Below are 20,967 nucleotides of genomic sequence, written 5' to 3' on the forward strand. Positions count from 1 at the left end.
CGTGACCCGGGAAGAAATCATTGAGATGCTTGGAGAAAACCTGAAAATAGTACGAACGGAAGCTGGATACACACAAGACAGGATGGCCGAAATCATCGGAATATCAAAAAAGACGCTTGTCCAGATTGAGAAGGGCCGCATCCTCCCAGGATGGACAACTGTCATAGCGGTTTGTGCCTTGTTTTCTATGAGTCAAGTGCTTCAGACAGTATTTGGCGGTGATCCGCTGGAGGTTGTCGAGATGGTGGCAAGGGAAAAGATCGATGTGAGAAAAGAGAGGACCATGGGTGGGAAAGTCTGGTGGAAAACGCTGGAAAGACACACAGGATTGATCCTTCAGCAAAACCTTATAACCAAGCACTATAGAATCATTGACGATGAGCAGTTCAGGCTTTATAGTTCTTTCGATGAGAAAGATTCGAGGCAGAGATTCATTGAATTGCAGGAAAAATAGATTAGCAATAAAAAGAAGCGTGGACTGGCTTTAATAGCAGTCCACGCTTCTTTTGCAAAGATTAAGATAGTGAAAATTCTAGTAGAATTAGATCTGTCTAGCTCCGCCGGCTAGAGGCTGGGAGGTTTCCTTCAGCACACTTACGATAAGTCAACATCGGTTCACTTCGCTCACCGTGTTTCCTTTATCTCGTGGTGCTTCAGTCCAACCTCGGCGCCTCTGGACAGCCGGCTCCGCTTTTCTATTTTACGACCAGCACGGGGCAGTGCGAATGTTTAACGACTTTTTCACTGACACTGCCAACAAAAAACTTCTTAATGCCGCTGTGTCCGCTGTTTCCTACTACAATCAAGTCCACCCCGCTGCTTTCGGCATATGCACAAAGTGCTTCTGCAGGGGAGCCTTCCAATATTTCAACATCTCCATGGATGCCCCTGGTCTCCATTGCATATCGTGCTTCTGAAACGATCTGATCGGCGCTGTGATGAACCACTTCATGTGTCTGCGTCACTGTCTTATCTTGTGATAAAGGCATATGGGCCGCATATACGCCGTCCACCCTTGGCGTGATCATTGTATCCATATTTGCGAGCTTGTCCTCTGATGCGACCTCTGAAACCGTTTCATGGAATACATGAGCCACCGTCAATCTTTGCATTCCAGAACGGTCATATACAGCCATCGCTTCTTCAAGCGCTTTTTTACTTCCATCTGAACCATCATAAGCCACCATGATATGATTAATCATACCCATTCATCTCATCTCCTCAAGAGTCGGTTATTTGTTATTTCTTATACTGGTGTTTACCCAATTATCTGAAAACTATCCCTTGTAAATTATTAAAAATTGTTGACGAATGTTTCAAAATGAAAAGTGCGAAACTGCACCCATAAAAACAAAAGAAATGACGAACGTTGATTTAATAGGGATCAGGCACCTTAAAGTTTGTTGAAATACTTGTCATGCAGCATCGCCCCCAGGATGTTTTATCCTTTGCCATTTGATTCAGATTGGTATATCTTATAGACTTGGCGGAAAACTGAGCCAAAATGATTAAAACAATCGTGTAAAGGGTAAGTATATCTGGATTCATTAAGAAGAAAATAATGGTACATCGAAAGGAAAGCAGGTAACAGATATGAATACAATCAAGAATTATATGCTTGCTATCAGGAAATTCTGGAAAAGGAAGCATATGAATCAAATACTGATATTGTGTTTTTCTATCTTCATTTTAGGATTTATTGGATTTTTTGCTTATTTTGCGAGCACGGCCAATGTGGAAGATCTACAAAAAGGACTCTCCCAATCGACCATCATCTATGATAAAGATGGAGACGAAGCCAGCAAAGTGACTGCCAACAGGACTGAGGGCGTTGAAATCAATGACATACCCGACCAGGTGAAAAATGCGGTCGTGGCCATTGAAGATCATCGCTTCTATGAGCACGGCGGATTCGATCTTCAGGGGATGGCAAGGGCATTTGTAGGGAATTTGTTCGCCGGGCATGTAGTGGCTGGTGGAAGTACGATCACTCAGCAGCTTACGAAAAACGCATTGCTTTCACCGGAACGGACTTATAAACGGAAGATCCAGGAATTGTTCCTGGCTGCAGAAATAGAAAAGCATTATACAAAAGATGAAATCCTTCAAATGTATTTGAATCAAATCTATTTCGGCCATGGGGCTTGGGGAGTCCAAAACGCTTCCTTAAAGTACTTTGGAAAAGATATTAAGGATATCTCCATCAGTGAATCAGCCTTGCTGGCGGGATTGATCAAGGCACCTTCTTCATTGAACCCATATGAAAATTATGATGGTGCAATTGCTAGAAGGAATGTCGTCCTTGGCCAGATGAAAAAATATAATATGATCACAGAAAAAGAATACGAAGAGGCAAAATCAGAGAAGATTGCGCTGAAGGACAAAGGCGGCGATCCGCTGAAAGGGAAGTATCCATATTATGTGGATGCAGTCATTAATGAAGCAATCAAGAAATACGGCCTTACCCAAGATGATATTTTGACAAAAGGCTATAAAATTTATACAACGATGGACCAGAATATCCAAACAGCACTGGAAAAAGTGTATAACAGGGATTCATTATTCCCGGCAGGCAAGTCTGATCAAATGGTCCAAAGTTCCGCTATACTGATTGACCCGAAAACAGGGGGAATCAGAGGGCTTGTCGGAGGAAGAGGAGAACACGTATTCCGAGGATATAACCGTGCGACTCAGCTTGCAAGGCAGCCGGGCTCTACCATCAAACCATTGGCTGTCTACACGCCTGCCGTCGAAGAAGGCTATTCTGCCACATCCCCATTAAAGGATGAAAAAATGGATTTCGACGGATATCAGCCGAGCAATTATAACGACCAGTATTTAGGAACCGTTCCAATGTATAAAGCATTGGAAGATTCCATCAACCTTCCTGCTGTTTGGCTCCTAAACGAAATCGGCATCCAAAAAGGGATGGACTCAGTTGAGAAGTTCGGCATCCCTTTGACAAAAGATGACCGCCAGCTAGGTTTAGCTCTTGGGAATATTAACGAAGGGGTATCCCCTCAACAAATGGCAGAGGCATTCTCCACTTTCCCGAATAACGGGAAAAGGGAAGAGAGCCATTTAATCACTAAGATTGTCGGTCCGACGGATGAAGTAATCATGAAGTGGAAGAAGAAGGAAACCAATGTCATCAGCAAGAAAGTTTCGGATCAAATGATTTCGATGATGCTGAATGTCTTTGAGACGGGAACAGCAGCGAATGCAAAAATCCCCGGCTATTCGCTCGCAGGTAAGACCGGCTCTACACAAGTACCGATCGAAAATCACAGAGAAGGAACGAAGGATCAATGGGTTGTCGGCTTCACACCGAATCTTACAGGCGCAGTCTGGCTTGGCTATGATAAAACAGATGAAAATCATTATCTTGAGGGGTTGAGCTCCCAAGGGGTAGTTCCACTCTATAAAGCCGTAATGGAAAGCGCCCTGCAATATGTTGAACCGAAGGAATTCGATGTCAAGTCGGTCAACTATTATCAAGAGGAAGAGCGGAAGAAGCAGGAAGCTGAACAGAATAAAAGTTTTGAAGAAAAAATCAAAGATGAAGCAAAGAAATGGAAAGACCAGCTCGACGAAGCAAAGAAGAAATTCAAGGAACATTTTAAAGGCAAAGGGAAAGAGCACGAAAAAGGGCATGGAAAAGGCCATGGTCCTGGCCATTAAGAAATGAAAGGATGAACCCATTACTGCGGGTTCATCCTTTTTTATTGAACAGTTGTTTAAGACAAAATAAAAAAGCCCTGAATCGGGCTTTAAATACTAATATAATTGCGATTAAAACATTGGTAAGATATAGTGGATTAGAAACCAAATAATCCCAAAGAAAATGATGATGTAGGCTAAATATTTGATGAATGTTGCACCGACAAGGCTGTTATTCGATTTTTCTTCACGTTTAATTTCAACTTCACGATGTTCATCCATTCCAATCACCTCATTTTAAATAGTTTCAAAGGTACATTTCACTATTACGCTAAAGCGTTGATCAGCCATCCAATTACTACAATTGCTCCAATGATCATAAGTATTGTCCGCAGCATTTCTTACACCTCAAGTTATATTTGTTTTAGTGAGAATTCTCAATGTCAACCGGTTATGTGTTCTTTACCCCTTTCAACACTACATAAACTCCTAGGCTTCATAAAAGGATATATCAGCCTGAAGGCGGAGGAAAAAACCTCCAGAAGACTCTCTTAAGCGTAAAGTCAAAAGGATAAACTAAGAATATCAAGAATCATGTTAGGGGAATGGGAATGAAAAACCTGAAAGAAATTTTTAAGAATAAAATATTTGCGAAACTATTTTTTGCCAACTTCACATCACAGATGGGCAGCGTGATCGGGGTCACTGCTTTCATGTTTTACCTTTTGGACAGATTTTCCGGCCAGCCAATCTATGCTTCCATCACAGAGTTGATGTACTCACTGCCGACACTCGCTATCTTCCTTGTTGTCGGTGTTGTGGCAGATAGATTTGACCGGCAAAAAATAGCTTATTATTGTGATGCCATTTGTGTGGTCCTTTCAGCAGCCCTTATATTTGCCATATGGTATGGCTGGATGCCATTGATTTTTGGCGCACTCTTTTTGCGCAGCGCTGTACAGAAGTTCTTCTTTCCGGCAGAATCCGGCATCATGCAAGGCATATTGAAAAAAGAAGACTATGCTGTTTCAGCAGGGCTTAACCAAATGGTCATGAGTGTTTTCATGCTGTTTGGGAATGGACTTGGAATTCTTGCTTATTGGCTGGGAGGGATATATGGGGCATTGATGATCGATGGAATTACCTTTGCCATAAGCGCCATATTGATTAAGTCCTGTACGATTTCCACAGAAGCAAGGCTCCCAAATGGGAAACATCGAATGAAGGATTTAAATATTACGTTTGTCATGAATGATTTCAAAGAAGGTTTGTTTTATATCATAAAAAATAAGCTCTTGATTTCGCTTATTGTTGGATTCTTTGTCTTTGGGGTAGTTAATGGAGGCTTCTCTGTCATGCCTGTATTCATTCTCAAATATAAACTGGCACCGGATTCGTACGAACAGTTATCCATTATTTTGGGGGCTGCATTCGGCATCGGGGCGTTAATAGGCGGAGTAGTGGCATCATCTGTGGTGCAGAAAGTCAAATTCCATCATTTAATCGTTTTTGGAATCGTCATTGCAGGTGCATTTACTGTTCTTTCTTCCTTTGCACCGAATACATGGAGCTTCATGGTTTTAGTTTTTCTATCATCGTTCGGGATTCCATTTGCCAATATCGGCATCGGGGGATGGATGCCAAGCATCATCGATCCGAAAATGATGGGAAGGGTACAGGGGTGGATCGGTCCGTTGATGATGCTGTCCCAATCTGCCACACTTGGTTTCATTGCTGTGAGCTTTCCGAAGATCCTTACCGTTGAGATGCTGTATTGGATTGTAGGTGGATGCATGATGGCAGTGGGCGTATTTTATGCGATCATTCTCCCGAAATATATTAAGGGAGAAAAAGAAGTCCCAGGAAAAGCAGCCGCTGTTTCTTCGTAAAAATAAGGCAGATGCCTCAGCATATTCGACCTGCCGCTGAATAAGATAAAAAAGGAATCAAACCTATATCATTCAGTTACAAGAATATTCATAAAAAAAGTAATTGACTTAATATTATGAAGATGTTAATCTAATTTAGTATTAATTAGAAAATTTAACCAAAGGAGGGCATTGAAATGATCAATATGATTGTAAGACCAAACCAAACAAGAAAATTTCATATCAGCTCAGCCCATCCTTTTAAATTTTACATGCAATAACACTACCATAACTGGAAGTTGTCAAAGCATGGGCTGGCTATCAGTCTGTGCTTTTTATATGCTTTTTTTGGCATACTGCAGAAGCGCAGTATGCCTTTTTCTATTTAATTGTTGATTGAAACGGGGATATCCCCTTTTAATAAAAAAATATTTACGGAGGTTTTGAACATGCACAACTCAAAAAAGAGAATGCTTTTATCACTGGCGGAGTCAGACAGCGGATAGTTGGCAGGCAACTAAAAGGGAATGGGAGGAAGTTGAAATATGTTCAGTGTTTTAGGAAAATTAAGCTGGTTTTTTAAAGAGAATTGGAAGAGGTACTTGATTGCCGTAATCTTATTGACTTTTGTGGGAGTCATCGAAGTCATCCCGCCAAAATTAGTGGGGATGGCAATCGATGATATTCATCTGGGCAGTTTAACCGTTCAGGGAATCTTAAAATATATCGGGATTTTAGGAGCAATTGCCATTACATCATACATGGTCACATATTATTGGCAGTACTTGCTTTTCGGAGGGGCCTTCCTTATAGAAAGAAAGCTCCGTTCCCGCCTGATGGGACACTTTCTGAAAATGACGCCGACTTTTTATGAGAAAAATAGAACAGGGGATCTGATGGCCAGGGCGACAAATGATCTGAAGGCCGTCTCCGTGACAACTGGATTTGGAATCTTGACTTTGGTCGACTCCAGCATTTTCATGCTGACCATCCTTTGCACCATGGGGTTTTTCATCAGTTGGAAATTGACGATTGCGTCCATTCTGCCGCTGCCGATCATGGCGCTTTTAATGAAAGTTTATGGGGCTAGAATTCATAAACGTTTCATGAGTGCCCAGGATGCATTTGGGGACTTAAATGATAAAGTGCTTGAATCGATTGCGGGGGTCAGGGTCATCCGGGCATATGTGCAAGAAAGGGCAGACGAGAAAAGGTTCCAGGAGATGACGGAAGATGTCTTTAGGAAAAATATCGCTGTCGCTAAAATCGATTCATTATTTGATCCGACGATTAAAACTCTTGTAGGCATCAGCTATATGATTGGTCTGGGATATGGAGCCTATATGGTATTTCATCAAGTCTTGACACTCGGGGATCTCGTTTCGTTCAACGTCTACCTGGGTATGCTGATCTGGCCGATGTTTGCAATCGGGGAACTGATCAACGTCATGCAGCGGGGAAATGCTTCATTGGACCGCGTTCAGGAAACATTGAATTATCAGGAGGATGTGAAAAATCCTGTGAAGCCGATCCATGTCGATGAGCCCGAGACAATTAAGTTTAATGAAGTTACATTCCAATATCCTTCATCTAATGTGTCCAATCTTTCCAATATCAAATTGGCACTGAGGAAAGGAGAAACATTGGGTGTTGTAGGGAAGACGGGAAGCGGCAAGACGACATTGATCAAACAGCTGCTGAGGGAATATCCAGCAGGATCAGGGGCTTTGAATATTACTGATGTCCCAATTGAACAGCAGACAAAAGAGCAAGTGAGAAGCTGGATTGGCTACGTGCCGCAGGACCATGTTCTTTTCTCAAGGTCTGTTAAAGAAAATATTTTGTTTGGTAATCCAGATGCGGGCGATGAAGATCTCGAAAAGGCGATTGATCTTGCATCATTCAGAAAGGATCTCGCTATGCTTCCTGAAAAGCTCGAAACTCTTGTAGGGGAAAAAGGGGTCGCATTATCCGGAGGGCAAAAGCAAAGGATTTCCATTGCAAGGGCGTTGATCAAAGATCCAGAAATCCTCATTTTGGATGATTCACTTTCTGCAGTCGATGCCAAGACAGAAACGAACATCATTCAAAATATCCGTAAAGAGCGGAGCGGAAAAACGACGATCATCACAACCCATAGATTATCAGCGGTTCAGCATGCGGACTGGATTGTCGTCCTTGATGATGGAAGAGTCATTGAAGAAGGAAATCATTCGGATCTGATTGAAAAAGGCGGATGGTATTATGAACAATTCATCCGACAACAGATTGAAGAAACAGCTTTAGAGGGGGTGCAGGCATGAGTTTAGGGAAAAGGCTTGTACAATATGCTTTACTATATAAAGGCATCATAATTGCAGCTCTGCTCATGCTTTCTGTATCCGTTGGGGCAGAGCTTGCAGGCCCTTTCATTGCCAAGCGTATGATCGATCACCACATTTTGGGGATTGAATCGAAGTGGTATGAAACGGATAAAAGCAGTGAGAGCGTCCTTTACAAAGGACATTATTATAAAAGGGGAGATTATTTAAGCCCCGGAGAGAAAAAGGGAAATGAAGTCCACGTCTTCCAAACAGGAAAAGATTTTGTCTTTGTTCCGAAAGCTGTTGACATGGATGGAGAAAAAAAATATAAAGATGGCTATTTGACCATCGAAAAAGGAAATATCGTCAAAAGATTCAAAGCGGATAAGCTGACAATGAATCAACTATTGGATTTTTATAATCCTGAAGTGCCTAAATTAATGAAATTATTTGGGATCTACCTGGGACTTCTTCTGTTTGCGTCCATCTTTCAATATGGGCAGCACTATTATTTGCAGACGGCCGCCAACCGCATAATTCAAAGGATGCGAATGGATATCTTCAAACATATTCAAAGGCTGCCTATCAGCTATTTTGACAACCTTCCTGCCGGCAAGGTCGTTGCCAGGATTACAAATGATACAGAAGCAATCAGGGAACTTTATGTAAATGTCCTGGCCAACTTCTTCACGAGCGGAATCTACATCATAGGGATTTATATTGCTTTATTCATCCTGGATGTAAAGCTTGCCCTCATCTGTTTGATTCTGCTTCCAGTCCTATTGATATGGATCTTTTTCTATCGCAAATATGCTTCTAAATACAATCATGTCATCCGAAGCAAAATCAGCGAGATCAATGCGATGATTAATGAATCAATTCAAGGGATGAACATCATCCAAGCGTTCAGAAGGGAAGAAAAATCAAAGCAGGAATTCGATGAATTGAATGAAACTCACTTTTCCTATCAAAATAAAATGCTAAGCCTGAATGCACTGACATCACATAACCTTGTCGGTGTGCTGCGCAATATTACGTTCGTGGCTTTCATTTGGTATTTTGGAAAAGGATCCATCGGCGTGGGTTCATTCGTTACGCTCGGTGTACTATATGCATTTGTCGATTACATCAACCGTCTATTTCAGCCGGTGCAGGGGATCGTCAACCAATTGGCGAACTTGGAGCAGGCATTGGTTGCAGGTGAGCGGGTTTTCAAATTAATCGATGAAGACGGTGTACCAGTCAGCGACGATAAAATGAAAAGATATAAAGGCGATGTCAAATTTGAACATGTGTATTTCGGATATAAAGACGGTGCACATGTCCTTAAGGATATTACTTTTGAAGCGAAACAGGGTGAAACGGTAGCGCTGGTGGGACATACCGGCTCAGGGAAAAGCTCGATCATCAATCTTCTGTTCCGTTTCTATGATCCAAATGAAGGAAAGATTACGATTGACGGCCAAAATACGGTGGATATCGCCCATCAGACAATCCGGGAGCACATGGGAATCGTCCTTCAGGATCCATATCTGTTCACGGGTACCCTTGCATCAAATGTAAGCCTCGATGATCCACGGATCAGCAGGGATATCGTCGAGAAAGCATTGAAAGATGTCGGTGCAGACACCGTATTTAAAAACCTGGAAAACGGCTATGATGAACCAGTGATTGAAAAGGGAAGCACACTGTCTTCCGGTCAGCGTCAGCTGATCTCATTCGCCCGGGCACTGGCATTCAATCCTGCCATCCTGATCCTGGATGAAGCCACATCAAGCATTGATACCGAAACAGAATCCATCATCCAAAACGCGATGGAAGTCCTGAAAAAAGGAAGGACCACATTCATCATTGCCCACAGGCTCTCAACCATCAAAAATGCCGACCAAATCCTCGTACTCGACAGAGGAAGAATCGTCGAGAGAGGAAACCATGAAGAACTCATGAATCAAAAAGGCAGATACTATCAGATGTATGAGCTTCAACAGGGGAAGAAGGAACAAGCAAGTTAATAATGGAATGGCCGCTCATTTGTCGAGCGGCTTTTTTGTATTTTATAGCTACCCCTACTTATTTTTTACATATTTTATTTCGGTTTGCTCAAGATAATGATGTATAAGCAACTTAAAAAGGAGTGAAGAAATTGAAAAAAATAGTGATGCTGACAGCAGCAGCCTTAATGATTGCCCTTCCAGGAACTGCGCTTGCCCATAATACATCCGGCGCGCCAATCGAGCACCGCCACCATATGGGAAATCATCAGGACTGGATGAAGCAGCAGCAGAAACATCAGGAAATGCTGCTTGCACTGGTGAAACAATACAGCCCTGATACACTTTCCAATTGGCAGAAGGTCATTGCTGATCGCAATGATTTAATGAAGCAGTTCCACGATCCTGCTTTACGAGAAAAATTCAAGGAAGCCCATAAAAAACAATGGGACAAGCTCAGCGAAGCCGAGAAACAGAAGCTGTTCCAGCAGAAAAAAGCTGAGTGGACAGCAAAAAAAGAAGCACATAAAAAGTTTGCTGAAGATCTAAAAGCAGCAATGGATGCCAAGGATCAAGCAAAAATCAAGCAATTGCTTGATCAAAAATACACTGAAATGGCCCAAAAAAACAAAATGCTCTCTGATAAAATAGCAGAGCTCAAATCTTCAAACTAAATAAAAGGAGCCTTCTGAGACATGTGTCACAGAAGGCTCTTCTTTATTTAATAACAAATGCCCACCCTTGCACATGGGTATTCACCCGTCTGTAGAAGGGAGTAGGCGCAATCACCCGTATCATAGATAGAAATCATTTTGCCATCGATCGGCAAGTAATCCTGTTCTGTCCGATATTGTCCGACCCTCTCACCATCAGGCAAATACGTAGGGCAAAGGATAGTCCATGAAAGATCGGTTTCCTTTAGCTGCAAATAAACTTTTAAATGCTCTTCAGCCGCCCTCGTCAGTTTGCGCTTGGATTCCGATGATTGAAATCGATAGAGCCCCGGCTCGGTTCGGGATTGAAGAATACCCGCCGTCCCAATCGTTACAATCCTTTTTACCCCAAATTCCTGCATTCCCTTGATGATCAAAGGAATCGAATCCGACAAGGTTGTGCTGCCATCTGTTCCAAGGGCGCTGAAAACTGCATCAGCGTCCCGGATAGTTTCAAAGACAGGATCCTCCTCCAATACATTTCCTTTTATCAATTTCACCAGGGCCGCATCCTCTTTATTCCCTTCAGGATTTCTCACCAGGGCCTTAATGCTCCAGCCATCCTTTAAAGCGTTTTGCAGAACCACATTCCCCACTCTTCCTGTACTCCCGAAAAACCCAAGTCTCATATCTGACAATTCCCCTTTCAAATTCACGATTACTCTATTATAAAGCCTTTTCATTTAGAAATAATAGTTCAAGCATTAAGGGGGAAATCTAAATAAAACATTCTCATTGACATTTCGAATTAAAGATATTATGATGTCATTCGTGAATAAAATAATTCCGATAAGAATAGGTGGTTTAAAAATGAAAAAGCTCAAAATGACTTTGGTTCTTGCTTTAAGTGCCATGTTTATACTTGCCGGCTGTGGTTCATCTGATACAAATAAAAATGAATCAGCCAATAAAGAAGATGCACTTTACAACAAAGTGAAGAAGGATGGAGTCCTTACGATTGGGACAGAAGGAACTTATGCGCCATTTACATTCCATGATAAATCAGGAAAACTAACTGGTTTTGATGTAGAGCTTGCACAAGAAGTGGCAAAACGCATGGGTGTTAAAGCGGAGTTCAAAGAAACACAATGGGATTCCATGTTTGCAGGCTTAAACTCTAAGCGTTTCGACATGATTGCCAACGAGGTTGGAATCAGGGAAGACCGCCAGAAAAAATACGATTTCTCGGATCCATATATCAAATCCGCTGCAGTCCTTGTAACTTCCAAAGACAACAACGATGTAAAATCTTTTGAAGACATGAAAGGACTAAAGGCAGCCCAATCCTTGACAAGCAACTATAAAGACATTGCTGCCAAAAATGGCGCGCAAATTGTTGGAGTAGAGGGAATGAGCCAAGCGATCAAACTCATTGAAGCTGGACGCGTTGATGTGACAGTTAACGATAAATTATCTATCCTTGACTACTTAAATACGCAGAAGGATGCCAATATTAAAATTGCCGCAGAAGCAAAAGATGCATCTGCAAGTGCATTCATGTTCCGTAAAGGAAATGACAAGCTGGTTAAAGAAGTGAATAAAGCATTGAAAGATATGAAAGATGATGGTACGTACTTGAAAATCTCTAAAAAATGGTTTGGCGAAGATGTATCTAAATAATATCTTTCCTTCAGCAGACCGTCTTCATGACATGTTTCAAATTGCACAAAGCTCCCTAGCTCCCATGGTTCAGGGAGCTTTGTATTATACGATACCATTGACCATTCTTTCTTTCATATTCGGTATGATACTCGCTGTCTTGACAGCACTCGCACGCTTATCCAAGATCGGGATCCTCAGAGGGATTGCCCGTTTTTATGTTTCTGCCATTAGGGGAACGCCTCTTTTGGTGCAGTTATTTATCATTTTTTATGGTTTGCCTTCATTAAATATTGAAATTAATCCATTTCCATCTGCTGTCCTTGGATTTTCTTTGAATGTAGGGGCATATGCCTCAGAAATTGTGCGGGCAGCCATACTATCCATTCCAAAAGGCCAATGGGAAGCAGGCGCATCCATCGGGATGACTAACAATCAAGTCCTGAAGCGAATCATCCTTCCTCAGGCAGCCAGGGTTTCAATCCCGCCATTATCCAATACATTTATCAGCTTGATCAAGGATACGTCCCTTGCTTCACTGATACTGGTAACAGAATTGTTTAGAAAAGCCCAGGAAATCACTGCGATGAACTATGAATTCCTGCTCCTTTATTCAGAAGCGGCACTCCTCTATTGGGTCATGTGTTTCATCCTTTCAATCATTCAAGGGCGCATTGAGGCAAGACTAGACCGCTATGTGGCGAAATAAGTAAGGAAGGAGCGAGGACATAAATGATTACGATAAAAGGACTGCATAAACAATTTGATAAATTGGAAGTCTTAAAAGGAATTGATTTGGACGTTGAACAAGGACAGGTGGTAGTCTTGATCGGGCCTTCCGGTTCCGGTAAAACGACCTTTCTCAGGTGCTTGAATGCACTTGAAATTCCGGATCAAGGCGAGGTTTCATTAGGCGATGTCTCCCTGGATTTCAACGGAAAGATCAGTAAGCAGAAGCTTCTTCAGTACAGAAGACAATCAGGGATGGTTTTCCAAAACTATAACCTCTTCCCACATAAGACGGCACTGGAAAATGTGATGGAAGGTCCTGTCATCGTTAAAAAAGAGCCGAAAGCAAAAGTAGCGGAACGGGCTAAAATCCTGCTGGAAAAAGTCGGCCTTGGCGATAAATTGGATTTTTACCCTCATCAGCTTTCCGGCGGACAGCAGCAGCGCGTCGGCATTGCAAGGGCATTGGCCATCGAACCGAAAGTCATGCTGTTTGACGAGCCCACATCCGCATTGGATCCTGAGCTGGTTGGTGAAGTCCTCAAAGTCATGAAGGACCTGGCCGTTGAGGGAATGACGATGGTCGTTGTCACCCACGAAATGCGATTCGCCAAAGAAGCAGCGGATGAAGTCATCTTCATGGATGGTGGCGTCATCGTAGAACGAGGCAAACCCTCCCAGATATTTGATAATCCGCAAGAAGAAAGAACAAAGCGATTCTTGAATATGATACAGTAAATCTGAGAGCACCGGTGGAGAAGCCGGTGCTTTTTTATGTTTGAAAGTGGAACATTGATTGGGAAAGAGAGGGTGGGTTGAATGACATCCCGATTGACACATCCTGATTGAGCGCTCAGTCAACAAATAGAAAACAAAACCATCAATTTGCCAGGCTTCCGCCTGGATATTCGACAAGATCAATAGAATAAGACAAATTGAGTCTGCATCAGCGAATTTCCACCTTAAAATGCTTCAAATTGTCCCTTTTTCAGTAAGAAGGGGACAAACTTACTTCAAAAGGATGAAAATTGGGGCAGAAATGGATGAAATAAATGTGGAAAATTCCCTCAGCTAGGCTCTATTGAAGTTAGTATAAAAAGTGGACACAGGTAGTGGCGTCATGTTTAAATCTATACAACTACAAAAAGGGCGTGTATAAACATGGCGAAAGATCAGAAAAAGTTCCCACCAGAATTTAGAGAATATGTGTGTAAATTAATTGAGTTAGATGGACGGAAGCTCGTGGATGTGAGCAGTGAACTCGATATTTCCTATAGTACGCTTCAAAAGTGGGTCGCTTCCTATCGTAAAAAGCAAAATCAGGCGGAAAAAGAGAAACAAAGCCAGTATCTAACGGCTTCTGAATACAAAGAATTGTACGAAGCTGAAAGACGTAAAAAATTAGATTTGGAAGAGGAGAACGCCATTTTAAAAAAGGCTATGCACATCTTCACGCAAGAAAAGAAGTAAGGTTTGAATTTATTTTTCATAATAAAAACGACCATACCGTTGTGAAGATGTGCGAAGTTTTGGATGTTTCTACTTCTGGCTATTATGTTTGGGAAAAAAGACAGGATCAGGAGGAAACAGAGAGACAGCGCTGGAGACGTCATCTTGACGAGCGAATTCGCTATCATTTTCACGACAACCTGGGGACGTATGGAAGTCCGAGGATTTATCGAAAGCTGGTCGAGGAGGATCATATACAAGTTTCCCTTAAAACGGTGACGAACCGCATGAGAGAGATGGGTTTATATGCGACCCCGCCAACTCGATACATTCAGACCACGGATTCAGATCACCAGCAGCTTGTGTTCAAAAATGAGTTGAATCGGAATTTTAATCCTGAAGAACCAGATCGTGTTTGGGCAACGGATATCACCTATATTCATACAGGGGAGGGATTTGTTTATTTAAATCCAGTTTTAGACCTGTTTTCCCGCAAGGTAATTAGCTATAGCATTGATGACCGCATGGACGCCGAATTGCCGTTAAAAGCATTAAAAGAAGCACTTGAGATTCGCCAGCCCGCTGAGGGATGGATCCACCATTCAGACCGGGGAAGTGTGTACTGTTCAAAAAAATATATTGAAGCCTTGAAGGATGCCAAAGCGACCATTAGTATGAGTCGAAAAGCAACCCCTTATGATAACGCTTGTGTAGAATCGTTTTTTGCCTCCCTGAAGAAAGAGTATTTGTACAAGTTTGTGTTTAAGACAAAAGCAGAAGCCATCGGGGCCATTAAGTTTTATATTCAATTTTATAATCGTAAAAGGATTCACTCGACATTAGAATACGCCACTCCGATTGAGTATGAAAAGGCGTATAAAGAGGCACAGCGTTTAAACGCCACTGAGGAGAAATTGCCCTCTGCCTGAAGGAACCATTGTTTTTCAAATGGTTCCTTCAGACAGAGGCCTCCAAGCGGAGTGAAAACGAAGCGCGGAAGAAAAAAAGTACGCCATTTACCGGCATTTAAGTGTCTACTTTATTGACAGAAGTCCACTATGCGCGAGAATTGCTGGTCTATGCGCCAGCGGGCACCCCTTATGCGCGAAATCCCAGCTCCTATGCGCGGGAAGAAACAGCTTATGCGCTAAAACACCGCTCTTATGCGCCAGTGGCCATTTTAGGGGCAAACAGCCTCCTGATTGAGCCCTCAATCAACACCTCCTAAATACAAAACCATCAATTTGCCAGGCTGCCGCCTGGATATTCGGCAAGATCAATAGAATAAGACAAATTGAGTCTGCAACAGCGAATTTCCACCTTAAAATGCTTCAAATTGTCCCTTTTTCAGTAAGAAGGGGACAAACTTACTTCAAAAGGATGAAGATTGGGGCAGAAATGGATAAAATAAATGTGGAAAATTCCCTCAGATAGGCTCTATGCGCGAGAATGGCTGGTCTATGCGCCAGCGGGCACCCCTTATGCGCGAAATCCCCGCTCCTATGCGCGGGAAGAAGCAGCTTATGCGCTAAAACACCGCCCTTATGCGCCAGCGGCCATTTTAGGGGCAATCAGGATCCTGATTGAGCGCTCAGTCAACACCTCCTAAATACAAAACCCATCAATTTGCCAGGCTGCCGCCTGGATATTCGGCAAGATCAAAAGAATAAGACAAATTGAGTCTGCATCAGCGAATCTCCACCTTAAAATGCTTCAAATTGTCCTTTTTTCAGTAAGAAGGGGACAAACTTACTTCAAAAGGATGAAAATTGAGCAGAAATGGATGAAATAAATGTGGAAAATTCCCTCAGCTAGGCTCTATGCGCGAGAATTGCTGGTCTATGCGCCAGCGGGCACCCCTTATGCGCGAAATCCCAGCTCCTATGCGCGGGAAGAAACAGCTTATGCGCTAAAACACCGCTCTTATGCGCCATTGGCCATTTTAGGGGCAATCAGCATCCCGATTGAGCGCTCAGTCAACACGCCCTAGGTACAAAACCCATCAATTTGCCATGCAGCCGCCTTAATATTCACCAAACCAAATTTCTAAATTACAACTTCAATCAAACTTTACGACGCATTTCGACGAAAATCGGGGCGTGACAGTCACCTTAATGTCGGCACCCTAATGTCGGCACATTCCAAAACGCTCCCAATTCGTCAAAAATGAAAATTTTTCCCTATTGTGAGAAAATACATACTAGATGCTGTCTTCATTGGAAATGAATAGTGAAGATAAAAAGGAGGAGTATGATTCATGGAATATCGTATTGAGAAGGATACAATAGGCGAAATCAAAGTTCCTGCCGATAAGGAGTGGGGTGCACAGACACAGCGGAGCAAGCAGAACTTTAAAATCGGCATCGAGAAAATGCCGATTGAAGTGACGTATGCATTTGCCCAGCTGAAAAAAGCAGCAGCCCATGTCAATAATGGACTTGGGAAGCTCTCTGAGGAAAAAAGAGAAGCCATTTCTTCTGCATGTGATGAAATTCTTTCAGGAAAGCTGGATGAACAATTTCCGCTTGTTGTCTGGCAGACTGGAAGCGGCACTCAGTCAAATATGAACGTTAATGAAGTTGTGGCAAGAAGGGCCAATCAGAAACTTCAGGAAAAAGGCTTGGATCAAGCTGTTCATCCGAATGATGATGTGAATATGTCTCAAAGCTCCAATGATACATTTCCGACAGCCATGCATATCGCAGCCTATCATGAAATGAAAGAAAAGCTTTTTCCTGCTTTGAAGCAGCTTAGGGAAACGCTCGCCAATAAGGAAAAAGAATTTATGAATATCATTAAAATTGGACGGACTCATCTGCAGGATGCCACCCCTGTTACACTTGGGCAGGAAATCAGCGGATGGAGGGCCATGCTCGATAAAAGCGGGAAGATGATTGAGGAATCAATGGACCATCTCCTTGATTTAGCGATCGGCGGGACTGCCGTAGGAACTGGAATCAATGCCGATCCATCCTTTGGTGAAAAAGTTGCTGTCCAATTGAAAGACCAAACAGGCTATTCATTCCGTTCCTCAGACAATAAATTTCACGCATTGACGAGTCATGATGAAATCGTCCATGTCCATGGTGGACTGAAGGCGCTGGCAGCAGACTTAATGAAAATTGCCAATGATGTACGCTGGCTGGCGAGCGGACCGAGGAGCGGGATTGGGGAATTGTCCATTCCGGCAAATGAACCGGGAAGCTCCATCATGCCTGGAAAAGTGAATCCGACTCAAAGCGAAGCATTGACCATGGTGGCTGTCCAAGTGTTCGGAAATGATGCAGCCATTGGATTTGCAGCAAGCCAAGGAAACTTTGAATTAAACGTGTTCAAACCGGTGATTATCTACAATTTCCTGCAAAGTGTAAGATTGCTTGCTGACAGTATGAAGTCCTTCGATGAAAATTGTGCTAGAGGCATTGAAGCCAATGAAGAGGTAATCAAGGAGTTTGTGGATAAATCGCTTATGCTTGTAACCGCCTTGAATCCCTATATCGGCTATGAGAATGCTGCATCGATAGCAAAATCTGCATTCAATAAAGGGATTACGCTGAAAGAGGCGGCAATCGAAAGCGGACTTGTGACAGAAGAACAATATAATGAGTGGATCGATCCGAAGAAAATGGTCAATTTGTGATGGACATCCTTTAACAATAAGCAGGCCCCTGAGCGTTCTCAGGGGCCTTTGCCATGTTATTGAAGGTTAAAGATTATTATTTTTGGTATCCGCCAAGCTGTTGTTCAGCCATTTGTACTAGGCGCTTAGTGATTTCTCCACCTACAGAGCCGTTAGCACGTGCAGTTGCGTCTGGTCCAAGTTGAACACCGAATTCAGAAGCGATTTCATACTTCATTTGATCGATAGCTGCTTGAGACCCTGGAGCTACTAATTGGTTTGAAGAATTAGATCTTTGTTGGTTTTGCATGTTCTGTCATCTCCTTGTAGAGTAATTTTATGGTTGAGTCAGCTGGATTTGCACCAGTACACATCGTGATGTGTTCCACTGTTTGGACTAACCCATCGAGTAATGTTTTGCTGCTGTTAATCTGTATTATGGTGATTTTTCGAAAGAATATGCGAGGGTGATAGAGGGAATTTCTGGGTAATGTTCTTCATCTTCGAAAACTACATATTTCTCGTTCAATCATGCATCCTAATAGTAAATTTATTCATAAAGGGAGAACCGTTCTGATGAATTTCTGCTCTGTGTGCAATGGGCTTGCACAATATGATTTTAACTGTCCTGCCTGCAGAGGGACCATGCAGGATCAAGGAAGAGTATACGATTACTATGACGAATACAGCGCCTATATGGATATCGATCTCGCCAAGCTGGAGGATGGAGATCCGGAGAGTTCAAAAAAGGCGGTTTGCATGCATTTGTTAGCATGTGCAGAATGCCGGCAGCAAATCATCCAAAATATATATTACTAAGAAAAAAACCCTCCCGAAATTGGGAGGGTTTATAGATATTATCGGATTCTTAATTCATTGGATGGATCAAAGAAATGTGCTTTATTCAGGTCAAATGCAAGTTCTACAGTCTGGCCTGGCTTGATGTCTGAGCGGGAGTCTACCCTTGAGATGAACTCTTGTCCGCCGACTTGGGAGTAAAGCATCATTTCAGCACCAGTCAGTTCAGCTACTTCGATTTTTGCTGAGATGGTTGTGCCCTGTGAAGATTCGATGAAGACAGGTTCATCATGGATATCTTCAGGACGTACACCAAGGACGAGATCCTTGCCGACGTAGCCTTTGTCTCTTAACACTTTTAATTTTCCTTCAGGGACAGCGATTTTTTTATCGCCAATGACAAAATCATTGCCATCCAGGCGTCCAGTGAAGAAGTTCATTGCAGGGGATCCGATGAATCCGCCGACAAAGATATTTTCCGGATTATCATAAACTTCTTTAGGAGTACCTACTTGCTGGATGACTCCGTCTTTCATGACAACAATGCGTGTTGCCATTGTCATCGCTTCTGTCTGGTCATGTGTTACGTAGATTGTAGTCGTTTGCAGGCGCTGATGAAGCTTAGCGATTTCTGCACGCATTTGTACGCGCAGTTTTGCATCAAGGTTGGACAAAGGTTCATCCATTAAGAATACTTTCGCATCACGTACGATTGCGCGGCCCAATGCGACACGCTGGCGCTGACCCCCTGATAATGCTTTCGGTTTGCGGTCAAGGTATGCTTCAAGGCCGAGGATCTTGGCTGCGTCTTTCACGCGGCGGTCGATTTCGTCCTTAGCCACTTTACGCAGCTTCAATCCGAATGCCATATTATCGTAAACACTCATATGAGGGTATAGCGCATAGTTCTGGAAGACCATCGCGATATCGCGGTCTTTCGGCGCAACATCGTTTACGCGGTTTTCATCGATATAGAAATCACCTTTGGAAATTTCCTCTAGACCGGCGATCATGCGAAGAGTGGTGGATTTACCGCAGCCTGATGGTCCTACGAATACGATAAATTCCTTATCTTGAATATGCAGGTTGAAGTCATTAACGGCTGTTACTTTATTATCATAAACTTTATAAATATTGTTTAATTTTAATTCTGCCATTTGAAAAGCCTCCTTGTAATGGTGCAATCGTTTTCATGTCCTAGCACCTATTTTAAAGAAAGCCCTTTCAAAATAATATGGTCAACCTGCACAAAAAGGGTGCAGGTGGTTTAGGCAAATTGTTCATCCTTGAAATATTCATATTCAAGGCAAGCGAGATAAACAGCAAGTGTCCCGCTGTAAGACTTCAAATCGATTCCTGTGCTGTCAGTGAACTTCTCCACCCGGTATTGCAGGCTGTTTCTGTGGAGATACAGCTGCTTTGCCGTAAGACTTGTATTATTATGGTTTTCGATATATTTCTTAATTGCCAGGAAAAGGCCGGGATCGCCCTGGAAAATCGAGAGGACCTGATCCATTGAGGATTTAAAGGCTAATGAAGGATTCTCGCGCAATTCCTTTACCAGGAAGACCGGAAGCACTTTATCGAATGAAACCACTTTATCTTTCAGCATCGTTTGCTGTGCAAAGCGAAAATACTTCTGTTCCTGCTCGAAGGAATGCTTTCTAAAATCCTCAGGCTGATGGAAAGACCCGATATAAAATAGGGAATTTGTATAAAAATCGCCTTCAAACGCTTCAATAGCAGAGGCCAGCTCTTCATTGGAAATAGAATAGTCCGTTTTCTCCTCTATGATGAATCCTTGATGAGATGAGAGCATACCGATTGCTGCAGGCTTTTCGAAGATATTCTCCAAAGCCTCGCCCAGGCCGTCAACCTCAATCGACGGGGAAGAGAGATAAAATTGAATCACTCTGAATTCATTCTTGAAAAGTGGTGAATTCTCTCCTTTGAACAGGAATTCGTACCAGGCATTTGCCTGTCCGGCAATCACCTGGAATCCATCGGTTGGCTGCTTATGCGGAAATAAAACTTTCAGCAGTTCAAGTTGTCCATCTGAAAGGTCTTCTTTCGGGATGCCGATGAATTGATGGGTATTTTCATCTCTAAACCAATGATATTCGTTTGAAGGAAGCGGTTCGTTTTCAACAATGACTGAGTTGGGAAATTGATTTATTAGTTTTTCCAGCATTCGGATTCCTCATTTTGTAGTATGGTACAATTATTATACAGGCAAGT

Annotated in this window: 19 protein-coding genes; 13 read left to right on the plus strand and 6 right to left on the minus strand. The window is 42.6% G+C overall.

Annotation, left to right across the window (positions count from 1 at the left end; genetic code table 11):
* Window position 1: 1 nt before the first annotated feature.
* The gene (locus ABTV07_RS05720) at window positions 2-454 is read left to right on the plus strand and encodes a helix-turn-helix transcriptional regulator (RefSeq protein WP_433748567.1); all 453 of its coding nucleotides are present in this window, start codon (window positions 2-4) and stop codon (window positions 452-454) included.
* Window positions 455-695: 241 nt separating this feature from the next.
* Here ABTV07_RS05720 and ABTV07_RS05725 read toward each other — a convergent pair whose 3' ends face one another.
* A complete protein-coding gene (locus ABTV07_RS05725; protein ID WP_433748570.1) occupies window positions 696-1,208 on the minus strand; it encodes a universal stress protein in 513 nt (170 codons plus the stop codon).
* 385 nt (window positions 1,209-1,593) lie between these two features.
* On the opposite strand from ABTV07_RS05725, the gene ABTV07_RS05730 reads away from it, so the two are divergent.
* Window positions 1,594-3,681 carry a transglycosylase domain-containing protein gene (locus ABTV07_RS05730; protein ID WP_433748573.1) on the plus strand — a complete coding sequence of 696 codons (2,088 nt, stop codon included), beginning with the start codon at window positions 1,594-1,596 and terminating at the stop codon, window positions 3,679-3,681.
* Window positions 3,682-3,792: 111 nt separating this feature from the next.
* Here ABTV07_RS05730 and ABTV07_RS05735 read toward each other — a convergent pair whose 3' ends face one another.
* Window positions 3,793-3,942 carry a hypothetical protein gene (locus ABTV07_RS05735; RefSeq protein WP_170137257.1) on the minus strand — a complete coding sequence of 50 codons (150 nt, stop codon included), beginning with the start codon at window positions 3,940-3,942 and terminating at the stop codon, window positions 3,793-3,795.
* Window positions 3,943-4,271: 329 nt separating this feature from the next.
* On the opposite strand from ABTV07_RS05735, the gene ABTV07_RS05740 reads away from it, so the two are divergent.
* From ABTV07_RS05740 to ABTV07_RS05755, 4 genes are all read left to right on the plus strand, one after another.
* The gene (locus ABTV07_RS05740) at window positions 4,272-5,549 is read left to right on the plus strand and encodes an MFS transporter (RefSeq protein WP_433748576.1); all 1,278 of its coding nucleotides are present in this window, start codon (window positions 4,272-4,274) and stop codon (window positions 5,547-5,549) included.
* A 524-nt stretch (window positions 5,550-6,073) separates the two neighbouring features.
* Window positions 6,074-7,831, plus strand: a complete 1,758-nt coding sequence (locus ABTV07_RS05745; RefSeq protein WP_433748579.1) for an ABC transporter ATP-binding protein — start codon at window positions 6,074-6,076, stop codon at window positions 7,829-7,831.
* Window positions 7,828-9,843 carry an ABC transporter ATP-binding protein gene (locus tag ABTV07_RS05750; RefSeq protein WP_433748582.1) on the plus strand — a complete coding sequence of 672 codons (2,016 nt, stop codon included), beginning with the start codon at window positions 7,828-7,830 and terminating at the stop codon, window positions 9,841-9,843. The genes ABTV07_RS05745 and ABTV07_RS05750 overlap by 4 nt, the downstream gene beginning before the upstream one ends.
* A gap of 131 nt (window positions 9,844-9,974) precedes the next feature.
* Window positions 9,975-10,496: a hypothetical protein gene (locus ABTV07_RS05755; protein ID WP_433748585.1), complete on the plus strand. Its 522-nt coding sequence runs from the start codon at window positions 9,975-9,977 to the stop codon at window positions 10,494-10,496.
* Window positions 10,497-10,543: 47 nt separating this feature from the next.
* Here the strand turns inward: ABTV07_RS05755 and ABTV07_RS05760 are convergent, their stop codons facing one another.
* A complete protein-coding gene (locus ABTV07_RS05760) occupies window positions 10,544-11,164 on the minus strand; it encodes an NAD(P)-dependent oxidoreductase (RefSeq protein WP_433748588.1) in 621 nt (206 codons plus the stop codon).
* A 181-nt stretch (window positions 11,165-11,345) separates the two neighbouring features.
* Between ABTV07_RS05760 and ABTV07_RS05765 the strand changes: the two genes are divergently transcribed.
* The 6 genes from ABTV07_RS05765 (at window position 11,346) to fumC (ending at window position 17,952) form a co-directional block, all read left to right on the plus strand.
* Window positions 11,346-12,155, plus strand: a complete 810-nt coding sequence (locus ABTV07_RS05765; protein WP_433748590.1) for an amino acid ABC transporter substrate-binding protein — start codon at window positions 11,346-11,348, stop codon at window positions 12,153-12,155.
* Complete coding sequence (locus ABTV07_RS05770; protein WP_433748593.1) at window positions 12,142-12,843, plus strand: amino acid ABC transporter permease; 702 nt, start codon at window positions 12,142-12,144, stop codon at window positions 12,841-12,843. The genes ABTV07_RS05765 and ABTV07_RS05770 overlap by 14 nt, the downstream gene beginning before the upstream one ends.
* Before the next feature lie 23 nt (window positions 12,844-12,866).
* The gene (locus tag ABTV07_RS05775; RefSeq protein ID WP_433748596.1) at window positions 12,867-13,601 is read left to right on the plus strand and encodes an amino acid ABC transporter ATP-binding protein; all 735 of its coding nucleotides are present in this window, start codon (window positions 12,867-12,869) and stop codon (window positions 13,599-13,601) included.
* Window positions 13,602-14,024: 423 nt separating this feature from the next.
* Window positions 14,025-14,333 carry a transposase gene (locus tag ABTV07_RS05780; protein ID WP_433742263.1) on the plus strand — a complete coding sequence of 103 codons (309 nt, stop codon included), beginning with the start codon at window positions 14,025-14,027 and terminating at the stop codon, window positions 14,331-14,333.
* Window positions 14,334-14,344: 11 nt separating this feature from the next.
* Complete coding sequence (locus tag ABTV07_RS05785; RefSeq protein ID WP_433750998.1) at window positions 14,345-15,241, plus strand: IS3 family transposase; 897 nt, start codon at window positions 14,345-14,347, stop codon at window positions 15,239-15,241.
* Between the two features lie 1,328 nt (window positions 15,242-16,569).
* Window positions 16,570-17,952 carry a class II fumarate hydratase gene (gene fumC, locus ABTV07_RS05790; RefSeq protein WP_433748598.1) on the plus strand — a complete coding sequence of 461 codons (1,383 nt, stop codon included), beginning with the start codon at window positions 16,570-16,572 and terminating at the stop codon, window positions 17,950-17,952.
* A 76-nt stretch (window positions 17,953-18,028) separates the two neighbouring features.
* Here the strand turns inward: fumC and ABTV07_RS05795 are convergent, their stop codons facing one another.
* The gene (locus tag ABTV07_RS05795; RefSeq protein ID WP_114744098.1) at window positions 18,029-18,241 is read right to left on the minus strand and encodes an alpha/beta-type small acid-soluble spore protein; all 213 of its coding nucleotides are present in this window, start codon (window positions 18,239-18,241) and stop codon (window positions 18,029-18,031) included.
* Between the two features lie 266 nt (window positions 18,242-18,507).
* On the opposite strand from ABTV07_RS05795, the gene ABTV07_RS05800 reads away from it, so the two are divergent.
* On the plus strand, window positions 18,508-18,750 hold the full coding sequence (locus ABTV07_RS05800; protein WP_433748601.1) for a hypothetical protein: 243 nt from the start codon (window positions 18,508-18,510) through the stop codon (window positions 18,748-18,750).
* A gap of 38 nt (window positions 18,751-18,788) precedes the next feature.
* Here the strand turns inward: ABTV07_RS05800 and ABTV07_RS05805 are convergent, their stop codons facing one another.
* Window positions 18,789-19,886 carry an ABC transporter ATP-binding protein gene (locus tag ABTV07_RS05805; protein WP_433748604.1) on the minus strand — a complete coding sequence of 366 codons (1,098 nt, stop codon included), beginning with the start codon at window positions 19,884-19,886 and terminating at the stop codon, window positions 18,789-18,791.
* A gap of 110 nt (window positions 19,887-19,996) precedes the next feature.
* A complete protein-coding gene (locus tag ABTV07_RS05810; RefSeq protein ID WP_433748607.1) occupies window positions 19,997-20,920 on the minus strand; it encodes a PucR family transcriptional regulator in 924 nt (307 codons plus the stop codon).
* Between the last annotated feature and the right edge of the window lie 47 nt (window positions 20,921-20,967).

The organism is Falsibacillus pallidus (genome assembly GCF_050990905.1).
Classification (GTDB): domain Bacteria; phylum Bacillota; class Bacilli; order Bacillales; family DSM-25281; genus Falsibacillus; species Falsibacillus pallidus_A.

Excerpts from the sequence above, each read along its gene's own strand:
- ABTV07_RS05745 (WP_433748579.1), top strand. The coding sequence starts at position 6,074 with ATGTTCAGTGTTTTAGGAAAATTAAGCTGGTTTTTTAAAGAGAATTGG.
- ABTV07_RS05750 (WP_433748582.1), top strand. The coding sequence starts at position 7,828 with ATGAGTTTAGGGAAAAGGCTTGTACAATATGCTTTACTATATAAAGGC.
- ABTV07_RS05800 (WP_433748601.1), top strand. The coding sequence starts at position 18,508 with ATGAATTTCTGCTCTGTGTGCAATGGGCTTGCACAATATGATTTTAAC.
- ABTV07_RS05780 (WP_433742263.1), top strand. The coding sequence starts at position 14,025 with ATGGCGAAAGATCAGAAAAAGTTCCCACCAGAATTTAGAGAATATGTG.
- ABTV07_RS05735 (WP_170137257.1), bottom strand. The coding sequence starts at position 3,942 with ATGGATGAACATCGTGAAGTTGAAATTAAACGTGAAGAAAAATCGAAT.
- ABTV07_RS05775 (WP_433748596.1), top strand. The coding sequence starts at position 12,867 with ATGATTACGATAAAAGGACTGCATAAACAATTTGATAAATTGGAAGTC.
- ABTV07_RS05810 (WP_433748607.1), bottom strand. The coding sequence starts at position 20,920 with ATGCTGGAAAAACTAATAAATCAATTTCCCAACTCAGTCATTGTTGAA.
- ABTV07_RS05730 (WP_433748573.1), top strand. The coding sequence starts at position 1,594 with ATGAATACAATCAAGAATTATATGCTTGCTATCAGGAAATTCTGGAAA.
- ABTV07_RS05760 (WP_433748588.1), bottom strand. The coding sequence starts at position 11,164 with ATGAGACTTGGGTTTTTCGGGAGTACAGGAAGAGTGGGGAATGTGGTT.
- ABTV07_RS05770 (WP_433748593.1), top strand. The coding sequence starts at position 12,142 with ATGTATCTAAATAATATCTTTCCTTCAGCAGACCGTCTTCATGACATG.
- ABTV07_RS05740 (WP_433748576.1), top strand. The coding sequence starts at position 4,272 with ATGAAAAACCTGAAAGAAATTTTTAAGAATAAAATATTTGCGAAACTA.
- ABTV07_RS05795 (WP_114744098.1), bottom strand. The coding sequence starts at position 18,241 with ATGCAAAACCAACAAAGATCTAATTCTTCAAACCAATTAGTAGCTCCA.
- ABTV07_RS05725 (WP_433748570.1), bottom strand. The coding sequence starts at position 1,208 with ATGGGTATGATTAATCATATCATGGTGGCTTATGATGGTTCAGATGGA.
- ABTV07_RS05805 (WP_433748604.1), bottom strand. The coding sequence starts at position 19,886 with ATGGCAGAATTAAAATTAAACAATATTTATAAAGTTTATGATAATAAA.
- fumC (WP_433748598.1), top strand. The coding sequence starts at position 16,570 with ATGGAATATCGTATTGAGAAGGATACAATAGGCGAAATCAAAGTTCCT.
- ABTV07_RS05765 (WP_433748590.1), top strand. The coding sequence starts at position 11,346 with ATGAAAAAGCTCAAAATGACTTTGGTTCTTGCTTTAAGTGCCATGTTT.